This window comes from Enterobacter sp. J49, assembly GCF_002148625.1.
GTDB classification, from domain to species: domain Bacteria; phylum Pseudomonadota; class Gammaproteobacteria; order Enterobacterales; family Enterobacteriaceae; genus Enterobacter; species Enterobacter ludwigii.
In genome coordinates, this window is sequence record NZ_MWPY01000037.1 from 669,773 (window position 1) to 684,044 (window position 14,272).

Below are 14,272 nucleotides of genomic sequence, written 5' to 3' on the forward strand. Positions count from 1 at the left end.
GCGGGCTTTTTAACAGGGGCGTGCTTACTCGACGGTCAATACACGAGTGGTATTGGTCGAGCCGATGGTGCTCATCACGTCACCCTGAGTCACAATCACGATATCACCGGAGACCAGATAGCCTTTGTCGCGCAGCAGGTTCACGGCGTCGTGGGCAGCCGCGACACCGTCGTTGGTGCTGTCGAAGTGCACCGGCGTGACACCGCGATACAGCGCCGTCAGGTTCAGCGTACGCTCGTGGCGAGACATGGCGAAGATGGGCAGACCGGAGCTGATACGGGAAGTCATCAGCGCGGTACGGCCAGATTCGGTCATGGTGATAATCGCCGTTACGCCTTTCAGGTGGTTAGCGGCGTACATGGCAGACATCGCAATCGCTTCTTCCACGTTGTCGAACTGCACGTCCAGACGGTGTTTAGAGACGTTGATGCTTGGGATCTTTTCAGCACCCAGGCAAACGCGTGCCATCGCGGCTACGGTTTCAGCAGGGTACTGGCCGGCTGCGGTTTCTGCAGAAAGCATTACGGCATCGGTACCGTCCAGCACGGCGTTAGCCACGTCCATCACCTCTGCACGGGTCGGCATTGGGTTGGTGATCATGGATTCCATCATCTGGGTTGCGGTGATCACGGCGCGGTTAAGCTGACGTGCACGGCGGATCAGGGCTTTCTGGATCCCCACCAGCTCAGGGTCGCCAATTTCCACGCCCAGATCGCCACGGGCAACCATCACCACGTCAGACGCCAGAATCACGTCATCCATCGCGTCCTGATCGCAAACGGCTTCCGCACGTTCCACTTTAGCAACGATTTTGGCATCACAGCCCGCATCACGTGCCAGACGGCGCGCGTAGTTCAGGTCTTCGCCACAGCGCGGGAAGGAGACGGCCAGATAGTCAACGCCAATCAGCGCAGCGGTCACGATATCCGCTTTGTCTTTATCGGTCAGCGCTTCGGCTGAGAGGCCACCGCCAAGTTTGTTAATGCCTTTGTTGTTTGAGAGCGGGCCGCCGACGGTGACTTCGGTGAAAACCTTCATCCCCTGAACTTCCAGCACTTTCAGCTGAACGCGACCGTCGTCGAGCAGCAGGATATCGCCAGGCACAACGTCAGCCGGCAGACCTTTATAGTCGATCCCAACTTTTTCTTTATCGCCTTCGCCTTTACCCAGGTTGGCATCGAGCAGGAATTTATCACCGATATTGAGGAAGACTTTACCTTCTTTGAAGGTTGAAACACGAATTTTTGGACCCTGCAGGTCCCCGAGGATAGCAACATGACGGCCAAGTTTGGCCGCAATTTCACGCACTTTGTCGGCACGTAATTTATGGTCTTCTGGCGTACCGTGAGAGAAGTTCATACGCACCACGTTGGCACCCGCGGCGATAATTTTCTCGAGATTGTTATCGCGGTCAGTGGCCGGGCCTAAGGTGGTTACGATCTTGGTTCTGCGAAGCCTTCTGGACATGTAATACTCCGTTGACTGAAACAACTTTGGTGTTGCGTGAACATTAAATCGGCCTTCATCTGCTGCAAGGCAACAGAGAGAGGACCGAATGCCGTAAATCGTTACATCGTAGTTATTAAACTATTTAGGGAACATCGCTTTTCATAAGCAATTCTTTATCAAAACGCGATTCCTTAAGCGCTTCCTTGACACGCTTCAAGTTATCTCTGAATTTTGCGCCACGACGCAGGGTGAAACCGGTTGCCAGCACGTCAATCACCGTGAGCTGCGCCAGACGGGAGACCATCGGCATATACATGTCGGTGTCTTCCGGGACGTCAAGGGTGATGGCGAGCGTTGCTTCTCTTGCCAGCGGCGTGCCCGCCGTCGTGAGGGCAATAACCATGGCATCGTTTTCACGCGCCAGTTGCGCCAGCTCCACCTGGCTTTTGGTGCGCCCGGTGTGCGAAATGAGTACCACGACATCATCTTCACTGCAATTCATACAGCTCATGCGTTGCAGGACAATGTCATCGGAATAAATGACCGGGACGTTAAAGCGGAAGAATTTATTCATGGCGTCATGCGCCACGGCCGCCGACGAGCCGAGGCCAAAGAACGCAATGCGCTTGGCCTGGGTCAGTAAATCCACCGCGCGGTTCACGGAATTCATATCCAGGGACTGGCGAACGTGGTCCAGCGTAGCCATGGCCGACTCAAATATTTTCGCCGTATAGGCATCAACACTGTCGTCTTCATCCACATTGCGATTAACATAAGGCGTGCCGTTTGCCAGACTTTGTGCAAGATGCAGTTTAAAATCAGGAAAGCCGCGCGTTTCAAGGCTACGGCAGAAGCGGTTAACCGTCGGTTCGCTGACGCCTGCCTCCTGCGCCAGAGCGGCGATGCTTGAATGAATCGCCTGAGCAGGAGCAGCAAGAATGACTTCGGCCACTTTTCGCTCGGATTTGCTAAGGTGTTCCAGTTGGAACTGGATTTTTTCCAGCATGTTCATTGTTAACAGGGCGCTCATGGGTGGAAACGATTTCATTAATTCATGAAATCATGATTCGATTTAGCCGATATTACCCCTGTGGCTTCCATAAAGGGTAACAGTCGACAAGATAATGTTGTTGTTTTTTTTCATTACTTGATCGGTGTCGGGTTTTGTTATGACCCTGTAGTTCAAAGAATCAACGCTTTTTGCGTGATTTCGCCACCACACGCGTCTGACGGCGAAAAAATCGCGGTATCGCACGCGAGGTTAAGCGCTAATGGTTTCGGGAATGACGTAAAAGCAGTACAGTGCAACGTAATAAAATTACAACGATACCTGGCAGAAGTACCAGGTGATCCAACTGAGGAGAATGACATGGCGGTAACGCAAACAGCCCAGGCATGTGACCTGGTCATTTTCGGCGCGAAAGGCGATCTTGCACGCCGGAAATTGCTGCCTTCCCTGTATCAACTGGAGAAAGCGGGCCAAATTCATCCGGATACGCGTATCCTGGGCGTTGGGCGCGCCGACTGGGACAAGGAAGCTTATACCAAGGTCGTACGCGAGGCGCTCGAAACGTTCATGAAGGAAAAGATTGATGAAAGTTTGTGGGATACCCTGAGCGGACGTCTTGATTTCTGTAACCTGGACGTGAACGACGTCAGCGCGTTTAACCGTTTAGGCGCGATGTTGGATCAGAAAAACCGTGTCACCATTAACTACTTCGCCATGCCACCAAGCACTTTCGGTGCAATCTGCAAAGGTCTGGGCGAAGCGAAGCTGAACGCTAAACCGGCACGCGTGGTGATGGAGAAACCGCTGGGGACCTCTCTTTCAACCTCCCGCGAAATTAATGACCAGGTCGGCGAGTACTTCGAAGAGTGCCAGGTCTACCGTATCGACCACTATCTCGGTAAAGAGACGGTACTGAACCTGCTGGCGCTGCGTTTTGCCAACTCCCTGTTTGTGAATAACTGGGACAACCGTACCATCGACCATGTGGAAATCACCGTGGCCGAAGAGGTAGGTATCGAAGGCCGCTGGGGTTACTTTGACCAGGCCGGTCAGATGCGCGACATGATCCAGAACCACCTGCTGCAAATCCTTTGCATGATTGCCATGTCTCCACCGTCTGACCTGACGGCGGACAGCATCCGTGATGCTAAAGTGAAAGTGCTGAAGTCACTGCGTCGCATCGATCGCTCAAACGTGCGTGAGAAAACGGTACGCGGCCAGTACACCGCAGGGTTTGCTCAGGGTAAAAAAGTGCCGGGCTACCTGGAAGAAGAGGGTGCCAACAAGGCGAGCAATACCGAGACGTTTGTGGCGATCCGCGTGGATATCGATGACTGGCGCTGGGCGGGCGTTCCGTTCTACCTGCGTACCGGTAAACGTCTGCCGACCAAATGCTCTGAAGTGGTCGTTTACTTCAAAAACCCTGAACTCAACCTGTTCAAAGAGTCCTGGCAGGAGCTGCCGCAGAACAAACTGACCATTCGTCTGCAGCCAGACGAAGGGGTGGACATCCAGATCCTGAACAAAGTGCCGGGCCTGGATCATAAACATAACCTGCAGACCACCAAGCTGGACCTGAGCTACTCCGAAACGTTCAATCAGACGCACCTTGCAGATGCTTACGAGCGTCTGCTGCTGGAAACCATGCGCGGTATCCAGGCGCTGTTCGTGCGTCGTGATGAAGTGGAAGAGGCGTGGAAATGGGTCGACTCCATCACTGAAGCCTGGGCTGCGGATCAGGATGCGCCGAAACCGTATCAGGCGGGCACCTGGGGGCCTGTCGCGTCCGTCGCGATGATCACCCGTGATGGCCGCTCCTGGAATGAGTTTGAGTAAAATTATCAGCTGCCTCTTAGGTGTTATTTTACCGGTAACATGATCTAACACAGTTCGTGGCACAATTTATAAACTTTTAAGCTCCGCGTGGATTCACCCGCGGAGCTTTTTTTATTACACTGCCGGAAGTGATTTTGCCCCTGAGCTCCGGACAGCAAGCGTTTCAGCGTTGTTAATAATCGCCAGCGACTTTGTAAACTCCCGAGCCCGGACAGATAAATTAGAGGAGCTTTTATGAATCCGACATTGTTACGCGTAACACAACGCATTATTGAGCGCTCGAAAGAGACCCGTTCTGCCTACCTCGCCCGGATTGAACAGGCTAAAAGTAATACCGTTCATCGCTCACAACTCGCCTGCGGTAACCTGGCGCACGGTTTCGCCGCCTGCCAGCCCGACGATAAAGCCTCGCTGAAAAGCATGCTGCGTAACAATATCGCCATCATTACCTCCTACAACGACATGCTTTCTGCGCATCAGCCGTACGAAGTGTATCCGGAGATCATCCGTAAAGCGCTGCACAGCGTCAATGCGGTAGGCCAGGTCGCGGGCGGCGTGCCAGCCATGTGCGACGGCGTGACGCAGGGTCAGGATGGGATGGAGCTCTCTCTGCTGAGCCGCGAAGTGATTGCGATGTCGGCCGCAGTGGGCCTGTCTCACAATATGTTTGATGGCGCGCTGTACCTCGGCGTGTGCGATAAAATCGTCCCGGGGCTGGCCATGGCAGCGCTGTCGTTTGGTCATCTGCCTGCGATCTTCGTGCCGTCAGGTCCGATGGCAAGCGGCCTGCCAAACAAAGAAAAAGTGCGTATCCGTCAGCTGTATGCGGAAGGTAAAGCAGACCGTCAGGCACTGCTGGAAGCGGAAGCCGCCTCCTACCATGCGCCGGGTACCTGTACTTTCTACGGTACGGCCAACACCAACCAGATGGTGGTGGAATTTATGGGGATGCAGCTTCCTGGGTCCTCTTTCATTCAGCCGGATGCGCCACTGCGTAAGGCCCTGACTGAAACAGCTGCCCGCCAGGTAACGCGTCTGACCGGTAACGGCAACGCGTGGATGCCGCTGGGTAAAATGGTCGACGAGAAAGTGATCGTCAACGGTATCGTTGCGCTGCTGGCAACCGGCGGTTCAACCAACCACACCATGCATCTGGTGGCGATGGCGCGCGCGGCGGGCATCCTGATTAACTGGGATGATTTCTCTGATATCTCGTCTGTGGTGCCACTGATGGCGCGCCTGTACCCGAACGGCCCGGCTGACATCAACCACTTCCAGGCTGCCGGTGGCGTGCCGGTGCTGATGCGCGAGCTGCTGAAAGGCGGTCTGCTGCATGAAGATGTGAACACCGTGGCGGGCTTTGGTTTGCAGCGTTATACCCATGAGCCGTGGCTCAATAACGGTGAGCTTGACTGGCGTGAAGGCGCCACAGCCTCGCTTGACGCACAGGTTATCGCCACCTTTGAACAACCGTTCTCTCGTCACGGCGGCACCAAAGTACTCAGCGGTAACCTGGGGCGTGCGGTGATGAAAACCTCCGCCGTACCGGAAGAGAACCAGATTATCGAAGCGCCGGCCGTGGTGTTTGAAAGCCAGCATGACGTTTTGCCTGCGTTTGATGCCGGTCTGCTCGACAAAGATTGCGTCGTTGTGGTGCGCCATCAGGGGCCAAAAGCGAACGGGATGCCAGAATTACATAAACTTATGCCGCCACTTGGTGTATTATTGGACCGCCGTTTCAAAATTGCGTTAGTGACCGATGGACGCCTCTCTGGCGCATCAGGTAAAGTGCCTTCTGCTATCCACGTGACCCCGGAAGCTTACGACGGCGGTTTGCTGGCGAAAGTTCGTGATGGAGACATGATCCGCGTTAACGGTCAGACAGGTGAGTTAACCCTGCTGGTGGATGACGCTGAACTGGCGGCACGTAAGCCACATATTCCTGACCTGAGCGCATCGCGCGTGGGAACCGGACGCGAAATGTTTGGCGCGCTGCGTGAGAAACTCTCCGGTGCGGAGCAGGGCGCAACCTGTATTACGTTTTAAGACGACTTGATTTTATCGATCTGGCGAGAGAAAACTCTGATGAAAAACTGGAAAACAAGTGCAGAAGCAATCCTGACCACTGGCCCTGTCGTGCCGGTAATCGTGGTGAATAAGCTGGAACATGCTGTCCCGATGGCGAAAGCCCTGGTTGCGGGTGGTGTTCGTGTTCTGGAAGTGACCCTGCGTACCGCCTGCGCGATGGACGCTATTCGCGCTATCGCCAAAGAAGTGCCGGACGCGATCATCGGTGCGGGTACCGTACTGAACGCACAGCAGCTGGCTGACGTGACCGAAGCGGGCGCGCAGTTTGCTATCAGCCCTGGCCTGACCGAGCCGCTGCTGAAAGCTGCAACCGAAGGCACGATCCCTCTGATCCCGGGTATCAGCACCGTATCTGAACTGATGATGGGTATGGATTACGGCCTGAAAGAGTTCAAATTCTTCCCGGCTGAAGCTAACGGCGGCACCAAAGCGCTGCAGGCTATTGCGGGTCCATTCTCTCAGGTTCGCTTCTGCCCGACGGGTGGTATCTCTCCGGCAAACTACCGTGACTACCTGGCGCTGAAAAGTGTCCTGTGCATCGGCGGCTCATGGCTGGTTCCTGCGGATGCGCTGGAAGCAGGCGACTGGGATCGCATCACTAAACTGGCTCGCGAAGCGGTTGAAGGCGCGAAGCAGTAAGCGAAGACAGTATGAAAAACGGGCCTGCTGGCCCGTTTTTTTTATCCTGCAACCTTCACGTTCGCGGCGGCTGTTTTGGCTCTTGCCACAGCCTCATCCACGTTTTCACCGGTCGCTAGCGCCACGCCAAGGCGGCGTGTGCCGTCAATCTCCGGTTTCCCGAACAGACGAACCTGCAAGCCTGCACCCATAGCCCCTTCGACGTTATCAAAGGTGACGTTCTCGCTGGTTAATTGCGGCAGGATCACCGCCGAAGCCGCCGGGCCGTACTGACGAATGCCGCCAACGGGCAGGCCGAGGAAAGCGCGCACATGCAGGGCGAATTCAGAAAGGTCCTGTGAAATCAGCGTGACCATCCCGGTATCGTGCGGGCGAGGGGAGACTTCACTGAAAATTACCTCGTCGCCGCAGACAAACAGTTCCACGCCAAACAATCCGTAACCGCCCAGCGCCAGAACCACTTTACGGGCAATTTCCTGCGCACGTGCCAGCGCCAGGTCGCTCATCTGCTGCGGCTGCCAGGACTCACGATAGTCGCCATCTTCCTGACGGTGGCCAATCGGATCGCAGAAATGGACGCCATCAACGGCGCTGACCGTCAGCAGCGTGATTTCGAAATCAAACTTTACGACGCTTTCGATAATCACGCGACCGGCACCGGCACGTCCTCCCTGCTGGGCATACTCCCACGCCTTATCCAGAGTGCTGCTGTCGCGGATAAAGCTCTGTCCTTTACCGGAGGAGCTCATGACGGGCTTAATGATGCACGGGTAGCCAATTTCGTCGACAGCCTGCAGGAAAGCGGCTTTATCGCCGGCAAAACGGTAGCCTGAGGTAGGTAAGGCCAGCTCTTCAGCCGCCAGACGACGAATGCCTTCGCGGTTCATGGTGAGTTTGGCCGCTTTTGCGCAGGGCACCACGCGCTGGCCTTCCTGCTCAAGGGCGATCAGCGTATCGGTGGCAATGGCTTCAATTTCGGGTACCACGAAATCCGGTTTCTCCTGCGTAATCAGCGTACGCAGGGCATCGCCATCCAGCATATTGATCACATAAGAACGGTGGGCGACATGCATGGCAGGTGCGTCAGCGTAACGATCCACTGCAATGACTTCCACGCCCAAACGCTGGCACTCAATGGCGACCTCTTTACCCAGTTCGCCCGATCCTAACAGCATCACACGCGTCGCCGCAGGTCGCAGCGCGGTTCCTAAACGAGTCATAACAATCCCCCTGAAAAAGTTGCGCGCATTATAAACGTAAACGTTTGCGTCTGTCTTGTTCAGGGCCCAAGAGCGGTTAAGAAATTTGCGCTTCTTTAGCCGTGGCAGACATTTCCTGACGCCTGCTCGCTTACGCTGGGAGACATATTCACCGTTAAGTGAGGGAAACCATGTCAGGCTGGCTAAATCAATTGCAATCCATGTTGGGGCAGAAAACGTCGTCATCCGGCGAGCAGGGGCTGAGCAAACTCCTGGTGCCGGGGGCGCTTGGCGGGCTGGCTGGACTGCTGGTTGCCAATAAATCCTCGCGTAAGTTACTGGCAAAGTATGGTACCGGCGCGCTGCTGGCGGGCGGCGGCGCTATTGCGGGTACCGTACTGTGGAACAAATACAAGGACAGAGTGCGGACCGCGCACAGCGACGAACCCCACTTTGGTGAGCAGACCTCGCCGCTGGATCTGCGTACCGAAAGGCTCATCCTGGCACTGGTGTTCGCGGCGAAAAGCGACGGGCACATTGATGACCAGGAACGATCGGCGATTGAGCAGCAATTGCGCGAGGCCGGTGTCGAAGAAAAGGGCAGAGCGCTGGTGGCGCAGGCCATCGAACAGCCACTCGAACCGCAGCGTCTGGCGCAAAGCGTGAAAAATGAGGAAGAGGCGCTTGAGCTCTATTTTCTGAGCTGTGCCGCCATCGATATCGATCACTTTATGGAGCGCAGCTATCTCAATGCGCTGGGTGATGCCCTGAAGATCCCACAAGATGTTCGGGACGGGATCGAGAAGGATATTCAGGAGCAAAAACGGGCGTTACAGGGCTAACTGCCGCCGTCGCAGCCATGTTTCGCTTGCATCATGCGTGGGTTTTGCCAACCTTATAGGGTGTAAAACTCAAAAGAATGATGACATGCCACCGAAAGCCCGACGTACTCCGTATGCGATCACCACGCATGGCGATACGCGTATAGATAACTATTACTGGCTGCGGGACGACTCCCGTTCCCGGCCAGAAGTGCTCGACTACCTGCACGAGGAAAACGACTATGGCCGCAAGGTCATGTCCAGCCAGCAGGCATTGCAGGATCAGCTGCTAAATGAAATGGTGCAGCGTATCCCCCAGCGTGATATCTCCGCGCCATGGACCAAAAATGGCTATCGATATCGCCATATCTACGAACCTGGCAACGAGTATCCCATCTACCAGCGACAGTCGGTGTTATGCGCCGAATGGGATGAGTGGGACATCCTGCTGGATGCCAACCAGCGCGCCGCCCACAGCGAGTTTTATACCCTCGGCGGCATGTCCATCTCCCCCGATAACACCATTATGGCGCTGGCGGAGGATTACCTCTCCCGTCGTCAGTACGGTTTGCGTTTTCGCAACCTGGAAACCGGTAACTGGTATCCGGAAATGCTGGATAACGTTTCGCCGGACTTTGTCTGGGCGAATGATTCCGAAACGGTCTACTACGTTAAAAAGCATGCCTCCACGTTGTTGCCTTATCAGGTGTGGCGCCACACCGTTGGGACGGATTCTGCTGACGACGAACTGGTTTACGAAGAGAAAGACGAAACGTTTTATGTCAGCCTGCACAAAACCTCGTCCCGCCACTATGTGATTATCTTCCTGGCCAGCGCCACCACCTCTGAAGTTCTGCTTCTGGACGCCGAGCTACCTGATGCGCAGCCGCTGTGCTTCCTGCCACGGCGTAAAGATCATGAATACAGCCTCGATCACTTCCAGCACAGCTTTTACCTGCGCTCTAATCGGGAGGGTAAAAACTTTGGCCTCTACAAAACCAAAGTACGCGATGAACGTAAGTGGGAAGTGTTAATCCCCGCCCGGGAGCAGGTGATGCTCGAAGGGTTTACGCTGTTCACCGACTGGCTGGTGGTTGAGGAGCGCCAGCGGGGGCTGACCAGCCTGCGGCAAATTAACCGCAAAACAAGGGAAGTGATCGGGATTGCGTTTGACGACCCGGCCTATGTTACGTGGATAGGGTTTAATCCTGAGCCGGAATCGTCGCGTCTGCGCTACGGCTACTCGTCTATGACCACGCCCGATACGCTCTTTGAGCTGGATATGGACACCGGGCAACGTCAGGTGCTTAAACAGTCCGAAGTGAAAGGGTTCGATTCCGACAACTACCGAAGCGAACACCTGTGGGTTACCGCCCGCGATGGCGTCGAGGTGCCGGTCTCGCTTGTTTATCATCGGGCGCATTTCCAGAAAGGTAAGAATCCGATTCTGGTTTACGGCTACGGCTCCTACGGCTCAAGCATGGACGCTGATTTCAGCAGCAGCCGGTTAAGTCTGCTGGATCGCGGTTTTGTGTTCGCCATTGCGCATGTTCGCGGCGGCGGGGAGTTGGGTCAGCACTGGTATGAAGACGGGAAATTCCTGAAAAAGAAAAATACCTTCAATGATTATCTCGACGTCTGCGATGCGTTGATTGAGCAGGGCTATGGCGATCCTGGGCTTTGCTTTGGTATGGGCGGCAGCGCGGGAGGATTATTGATGGGGGCCGTCATCAATCAGCGTCCCGAACGCTTTAAAGGGATTATTGCGCAGGTGCCGTTTGTCGATGTGGTAACGACCATGCTGGATGAATCCATCCCGCTGACGACCGGAGAGTTTGAAGAGTGGGGCAACCCGCAGGATGAGATCTACTATCGCTACATGAAAGAGTACAGCCCGTACGACAATGTGGAAGCGAAAGCGTATCCGCACATGCTGGTAACCACCGGATTGCACGATTCACAGGTGCAATACTGGGAGCCTGCAAAATGGGTGGCGAAACTGCGGGAACTGAAAACCGACGACAACCTGTTGCTGCTGTGCACGGATATGGACTCCGGTCACGGCGGGAAATCGGGACGATTTAAATCTTACGAAGGCGTGGCACTGGAGTATGCGTTTTTGATTGGCCTGGCGCAGGAGACGCTGCCAGGCCGTGCGGAGCGTTAAGCTTCGCCAAGATAGTGCTTAAGCGTTAAACGCAGTTCCGGGCTCATCTTATCGAGGTTGTTATAGAGCCAGCGCAGATAGCCCGGATCTTTATCCGCAATATCGGAAACCGCCCGACCGCGGTATTTGCCAAAGGTGAAGGTAGTCAGCAACGCCGGACGCCCGGTAATGGTCGCCATATCATCTGGGGTCCAGCCGGAGTTATTCATAATATCAATGAGTAACGCGGCGGTGATGTAGCAGTCATACAGGGCGCGGTGATGGTGCAGACCCTCCGGCGTTCTGACGCTCAGCTTACGGGATTTGTACAACGCCATATTGCTGTACTTAATCCCAGGCCAGAGACGACGCGCCAGTTTCATCGTGCAAATCCATTCTCCGGGCATGTCGGGGAGCACCCGGCGGTCAAAACTGGCGTTGTGCGCGACGTACCACGGGCTACCGTAATAATGGGGTATCACCTCTTCTATCCACGGTTTGTCCGCCACCATCGATTCTGTAATGCGATGAATAGCCATTGCCTGCGGGCTGATCGGGCGGTCGGGACGTACCAGATGGCTCATTGGGTTGACTATTTTTCCATCAATCACGTCGACAGAAGCCACTTCCACTATTCCGCCCTGAAGATCGCAGGTTTCGGTATCGATGACGCGCAGCATTGAACTCTCCTGAGCCTAAAACGCCTAGCCTAAAGGAATGATATCGCCTTGCCAACCCTGTCTGCCAAGAGATCCGGTCAATAGCAGTTCACCTTTGTCCGCGCGGACGATCAGCTGACCTTTTTCATCCCATAACGCGCTGCCGCCGCGCGCGTTCGCCATTAACACCGCAATGGCATATTTGTGTGCGAATCGCTGCAGGGTACTGATGGATTGCCGCCAGCGGCTATCTCCCACTGACTGGCAGCTGGTAAATAGCGTCGCCTGCGGGTCGAGATTTGGTGAATCAGCATGTGCATCGATGATCGTCAGCTGTTTATCACCCGGGATCAGGCTTGCACCGCGACCCTGAGGGTAGCGCAGGATGCTATGGCGAGAAGGGGTAAACAGGGCAAGGCCTTTCTGACGATGGCCATTCACGTCGAGCGGAAGCCCGGCAATAATAGTGATCCGGTATAATTTCGCGGCGTTTAGCAACGGGGCCAGCTGTTTATCATGGGGAGGGGCAGGGAGCGTCGTTGTCCCTGGGCCAGTTAATGAGAGCTCCGGGAATACCAGCAAATCGCACTGCTGTCGTGCCGCTTCGGCAATGAAACGGAGATGGTGCGCGACATGTTCATCTACACTGTGGTGCAGCCCGGCATACTGGGCCGCAGCAATATTCCATTGTGACATCGTGACTTCCTTTACACAGAGTCGCAGTGATTTAAGAATACACCTAATTTAATCAGGGTTTTCTTATCCTGCCATATTCCGCGTAAGGAAGTGTAACGACTCGTTAAGCTTATTTAACTTTAGGTTCGTACGGTAAACGAGAAAGGTTAACTGAGGCGAGACGATGCGCAATTAAGCGTTCGCGAAACCAGTCGCGCAGATGAGCAGGTTGCTCACGTTCAACCACTTCAGCCACGATGGGCATGTTGTAACGCTCTTTAAATGCGACGCCAGCGGCAGCGAGATCGACATTCACTTTATCCATCTCGTCCTGAGGAAGGGCGGCCAGATTGATCTTCATTACCTTCTCCTTTTTAGACGGCGGCAACGTTACCGCGATTGCTCGACGATGACAAGCAGAGGTGGGATGATCCTCGACTCGCTTATTATACAGAGTTATTCTTTGCCATACAGGCATAACAAAAAGGAATGATTGCGATGGGTTTATCCTCTTCCCGCGCGGCAGGCGCACTGGTCTTTTTGGCCTCCTGCGTGATGTCACCCTCCGTGCTGGCGCACGCTCACCTTAAACAACAGACTCCGGCAGCAGATAGCCTCGTGACGGCACCGCGTACGCTGACGCTGACGTTTTCAGAAGGTATTGAGCCCGGTTTTAGCGGTGTGGTGGTGACGGATGCACAAAAGCAGACCATCAGGACCGGTGCCGTTAAACGCGACGAGAAAGACAAGACGCAGCTGAATGTGCCGCTGGATCGCGAGTTGACGCCCGGAACCTACCAGGTTGACTGGCATGTGGTGTCGGTAGACGGCCACAAGACAAAAGGCAGTTATCACTTTAGCGTGAAATAGCATGCTGGCGATGTGCTACGTAGGGCTGCGCTTTCTCCATTTCGGCGCGTTAATGCTTATTTTTGGCAATGCGCTGTATAGCGTCTGGTTTGCTCCTTCCTCTCTGCAACGGCTCATGTCCCGGCGTTTTCAGTCGCAGCAGAGAATGGCGGCGTTAATCAGCCTGGTGACAGCGCTCCTGATGTTTACGCTTCAGGGTGGGTTAATGGGGAATGGCTGGGGCGATGTCGTCAACCCCGACATCTGGCGTAGCGTGCTGGGGACGCAGTTTGGAAGCGTCTGGCTGTGGCAAATTATTCTCGCGGTCCTTACTGCCGGTACAGCATGGCTGGCACCGCATAAAGGCTCACGGCTGTTACTGCTCGCCATGGGACAGTTCATCCTGCTGGCGGGAGTAGGGCATGCGACAATGAACGAAGGCGCGGTGGGCGCATTACAGCGCCTTAATCACGCTCTTCATGTGTTATGTGCTGCAACCTGGCTTGGCGGATTACTGCCGCTGCTGTTTTGCATGCGTCTGGCGAAAGGGCAGTGGCAGCCTGCCGCAATCTACACCATGATGCGCTTCTCACGCGTGGGGCATAACGCCGTAGCAGGCGTGGTGCTTACCGGCGTTTTCAATGCGCTGTTTATTCTGGGTATCGATATTCCCTGGCAGGCCCGTTACGTGCAATTTTTGTTGTTCAAATGTGCGCTGGTGGCTTTGATGGTGGTAATTGCGCTGGCAAATCGGTATTTTCTGGTGCCACGGTTTCGTGCGCAAAGCGGGCGAGAACAACAAATATTTATCAGAATGACACAAGCAGAAGTGGTGCTGGGTGCGCTGGTGCTGGCTACAGTCAGTCTGTTCGCGACCTGGGAACCCTTCTGACAAGGTTAAC

13 protein-coding genes are annotated in these 14,272 nt (G+C 55.0%); 7 read left to right on the forward strand and 6 right to left on the reverse strand.

Annotated features, from left to right (window positions below; genetic code table 11):
- Nucleotides 1-24 precede the first annotated feature (24 nt).
- A complete protein-coding gene (gene pyk, locus BJP35_RS21465) occupies nt 25-1,467 on the reverse strand; it encodes a pyruvate kinase (RefSeq protein ID WP_020883399.1) in 1,443 nt (480 codons plus the stop codon).
- Between the two features lie 124 nt (nt 1,468-1,591).
- A complete protein-coding gene (locus BJP35_RS21470; RefSeq protein WP_025203851.1) occupies nt 1,592-2,461 on the reverse strand; it encodes a MurR/RpiR family transcriptional regulator in 870 nt (289 codons plus the stop codon).
- Nucleotides 2,462-2,818: 357 nt separating this feature from the next.
- Here BJP35_RS21470 and zwf point away from each other — a divergent pair, with 357 nt between their 5' ends.
- The 3 genes from zwf (at nt 2,819) to kdgA (ending at nt 7,021) form a co-directional block, all read left to right on the forward strand.
- Nucleotides 2,819-4,294: a glucose-6-phosphate dehydrogenase gene (zwf, locus tag BJP35_RS21475; protein ID WP_020883401.1), complete on the forward strand. Its 1,476-nt coding sequence runs from the start codon at nt 2,819-2,821 to the stop codon at nt 4,292-4,294.
- Between the two features lie 234 nt (nt 4,295-4,528).
- The gene (edd, locus tag BJP35_RS21480; RefSeq protein ID WP_047744844.1) at nt 4,529-6,340 is read left to right on the forward strand and encodes a phosphogluconate dehydratase; all 1,812 of its coding nucleotides are present in this window, start codon (nt 4,529-4,531) and stop codon (nt 6,338-6,340) included.
- Nucleotides 6,341-6,379: 39 nt separating this feature from the next.
- Nucleotides 6,380-7,021, forward strand: coding sequence for a bifunctional 4-hydroxy-2-oxoglutarate aldolase/2-dehydro-3-deoxy-phosphogluconate aldolase (kdgA, locus tag BJP35_RS21485; protein WP_020883402.1), 642 nt, complete (start codon nt 6,380-6,382; stop codon nt 7,019-7,021).
- A gap of 41 nt (nt 7,022-7,062) precedes the next feature.
- Here kdgA and purT read toward each other — a convergent pair whose 3' ends face one another.
- Nucleotides 7,063-8,241: a formate-dependent phosphoribosylglycinamide formyltransferase gene (purT, locus tag BJP35_RS21490; RefSeq protein ID WP_047744843.1), complete on the reverse strand. Its 1,179-nt coding sequence runs from the start codon at nt 8,239-8,241 to the stop codon at nt 7,063-7,065.
- 170 nt (nt 8,242-8,411) lie between these two features.
- Here purT and BJP35_RS21495 point away from each other — a divergent pair, with 170 nt between their 5' ends.
- Nucleotides 8,412-9,062, forward strand: a complete 651-nt coding sequence (locus tag BJP35_RS21495; RefSeq protein WP_014170628.1) for a tellurite resistance TerB family protein — start codon at nt 8,412-8,414, stop codon at nt 9,060-9,062.
- A gap of 85 nt (nt 9,063-9,147) precedes the next feature.
- Nucleotides 9,148-11,208 (forward strand): oligopeptidase B, encoded by a 2,061-nt coding sequence (gene ptrB / locus BJP35_RS21500; protein ID WP_032678427.1) that lies wholly within the window; start codon nt 9,148-9,150, stop codon nt 11,206-11,208.
- Here the strand turns inward: ptrB and exoX are convergent.
- The 3 genes from exoX to BJP35_RS21515 all read right to left on the reverse strand — a co-directional run bounded on the left by exoX (nt 11,205) and on the right by BJP35_RS21515 (nt 12,882).
- Nucleotides 11,205-11,867 (reverse strand): exodeoxyribonuclease X, encoded by a 663-nt coding sequence (gene exoX / locus BJP35_RS21505; RefSeq protein ID WP_014170626.1) that lies wholly within the window; start codon nt 11,865-11,867, stop codon nt 11,205-11,207. The two genes, ptrB and exoX, sit on opposite strands and share 4 nt — an antisense overlap.
- A 24-nt stretch (nt 11,868-11,891) precedes the next feature.
- Nucleotides 11,892-12,542 carry a carbon-nitrogen hydrolase family protein gene (locus tag BJP35_RS21510; protein ID WP_047744842.1) on the reverse strand — a complete coding sequence of 217 codons (651 nt, stop codon included), beginning with the start codon at nt 12,540-12,542 and terminating at the stop codon, nt 11,892-11,894.
- A gap of 109 nt (nt 12,543-12,651) precedes the next feature.
- Nucleotides 12,652-12,882, reverse strand: a complete 231-nt coding sequence (locus BJP35_RS21515) for a DNA polymerase III subunit theta (RefSeq protein WP_013096102.1) — start codon at nt 12,880-12,882, stop codon at nt 12,652-12,654.
- Nucleotides 12,883-13,019: 137 nt separating this feature from the next.
- On the opposite strand from BJP35_RS21515, the gene yobA reads away from it, so the two are divergent.
- Both yobA and copD read left to right on the forward strand, forming a co-directional pair.
- Nucleotides 13,020-13,391, forward strand: coding sequence for a CopC domain-containing protein YobA (gene yobA / locus BJP35_RS21520; RefSeq protein WP_020883407.1), 372 nt, complete (start codon nt 13,020-13,022; stop codon nt 13,389-13,391).
- A gap of 1 nt (nt 13,392) precedes the next feature.
- On the forward strand, nt 13,393-14,262 hold the full coding sequence (gene copD / locus BJP35_RS21525; protein WP_047744841.1) for a copper homeostasis membrane protein CopD: 870 nt from the start codon (nt 13,393-13,395) through the stop codon (nt 14,260-14,262).
- The last annotated feature ends 10 nt before the right edge of the window (nt 14,263-14,272 follow it).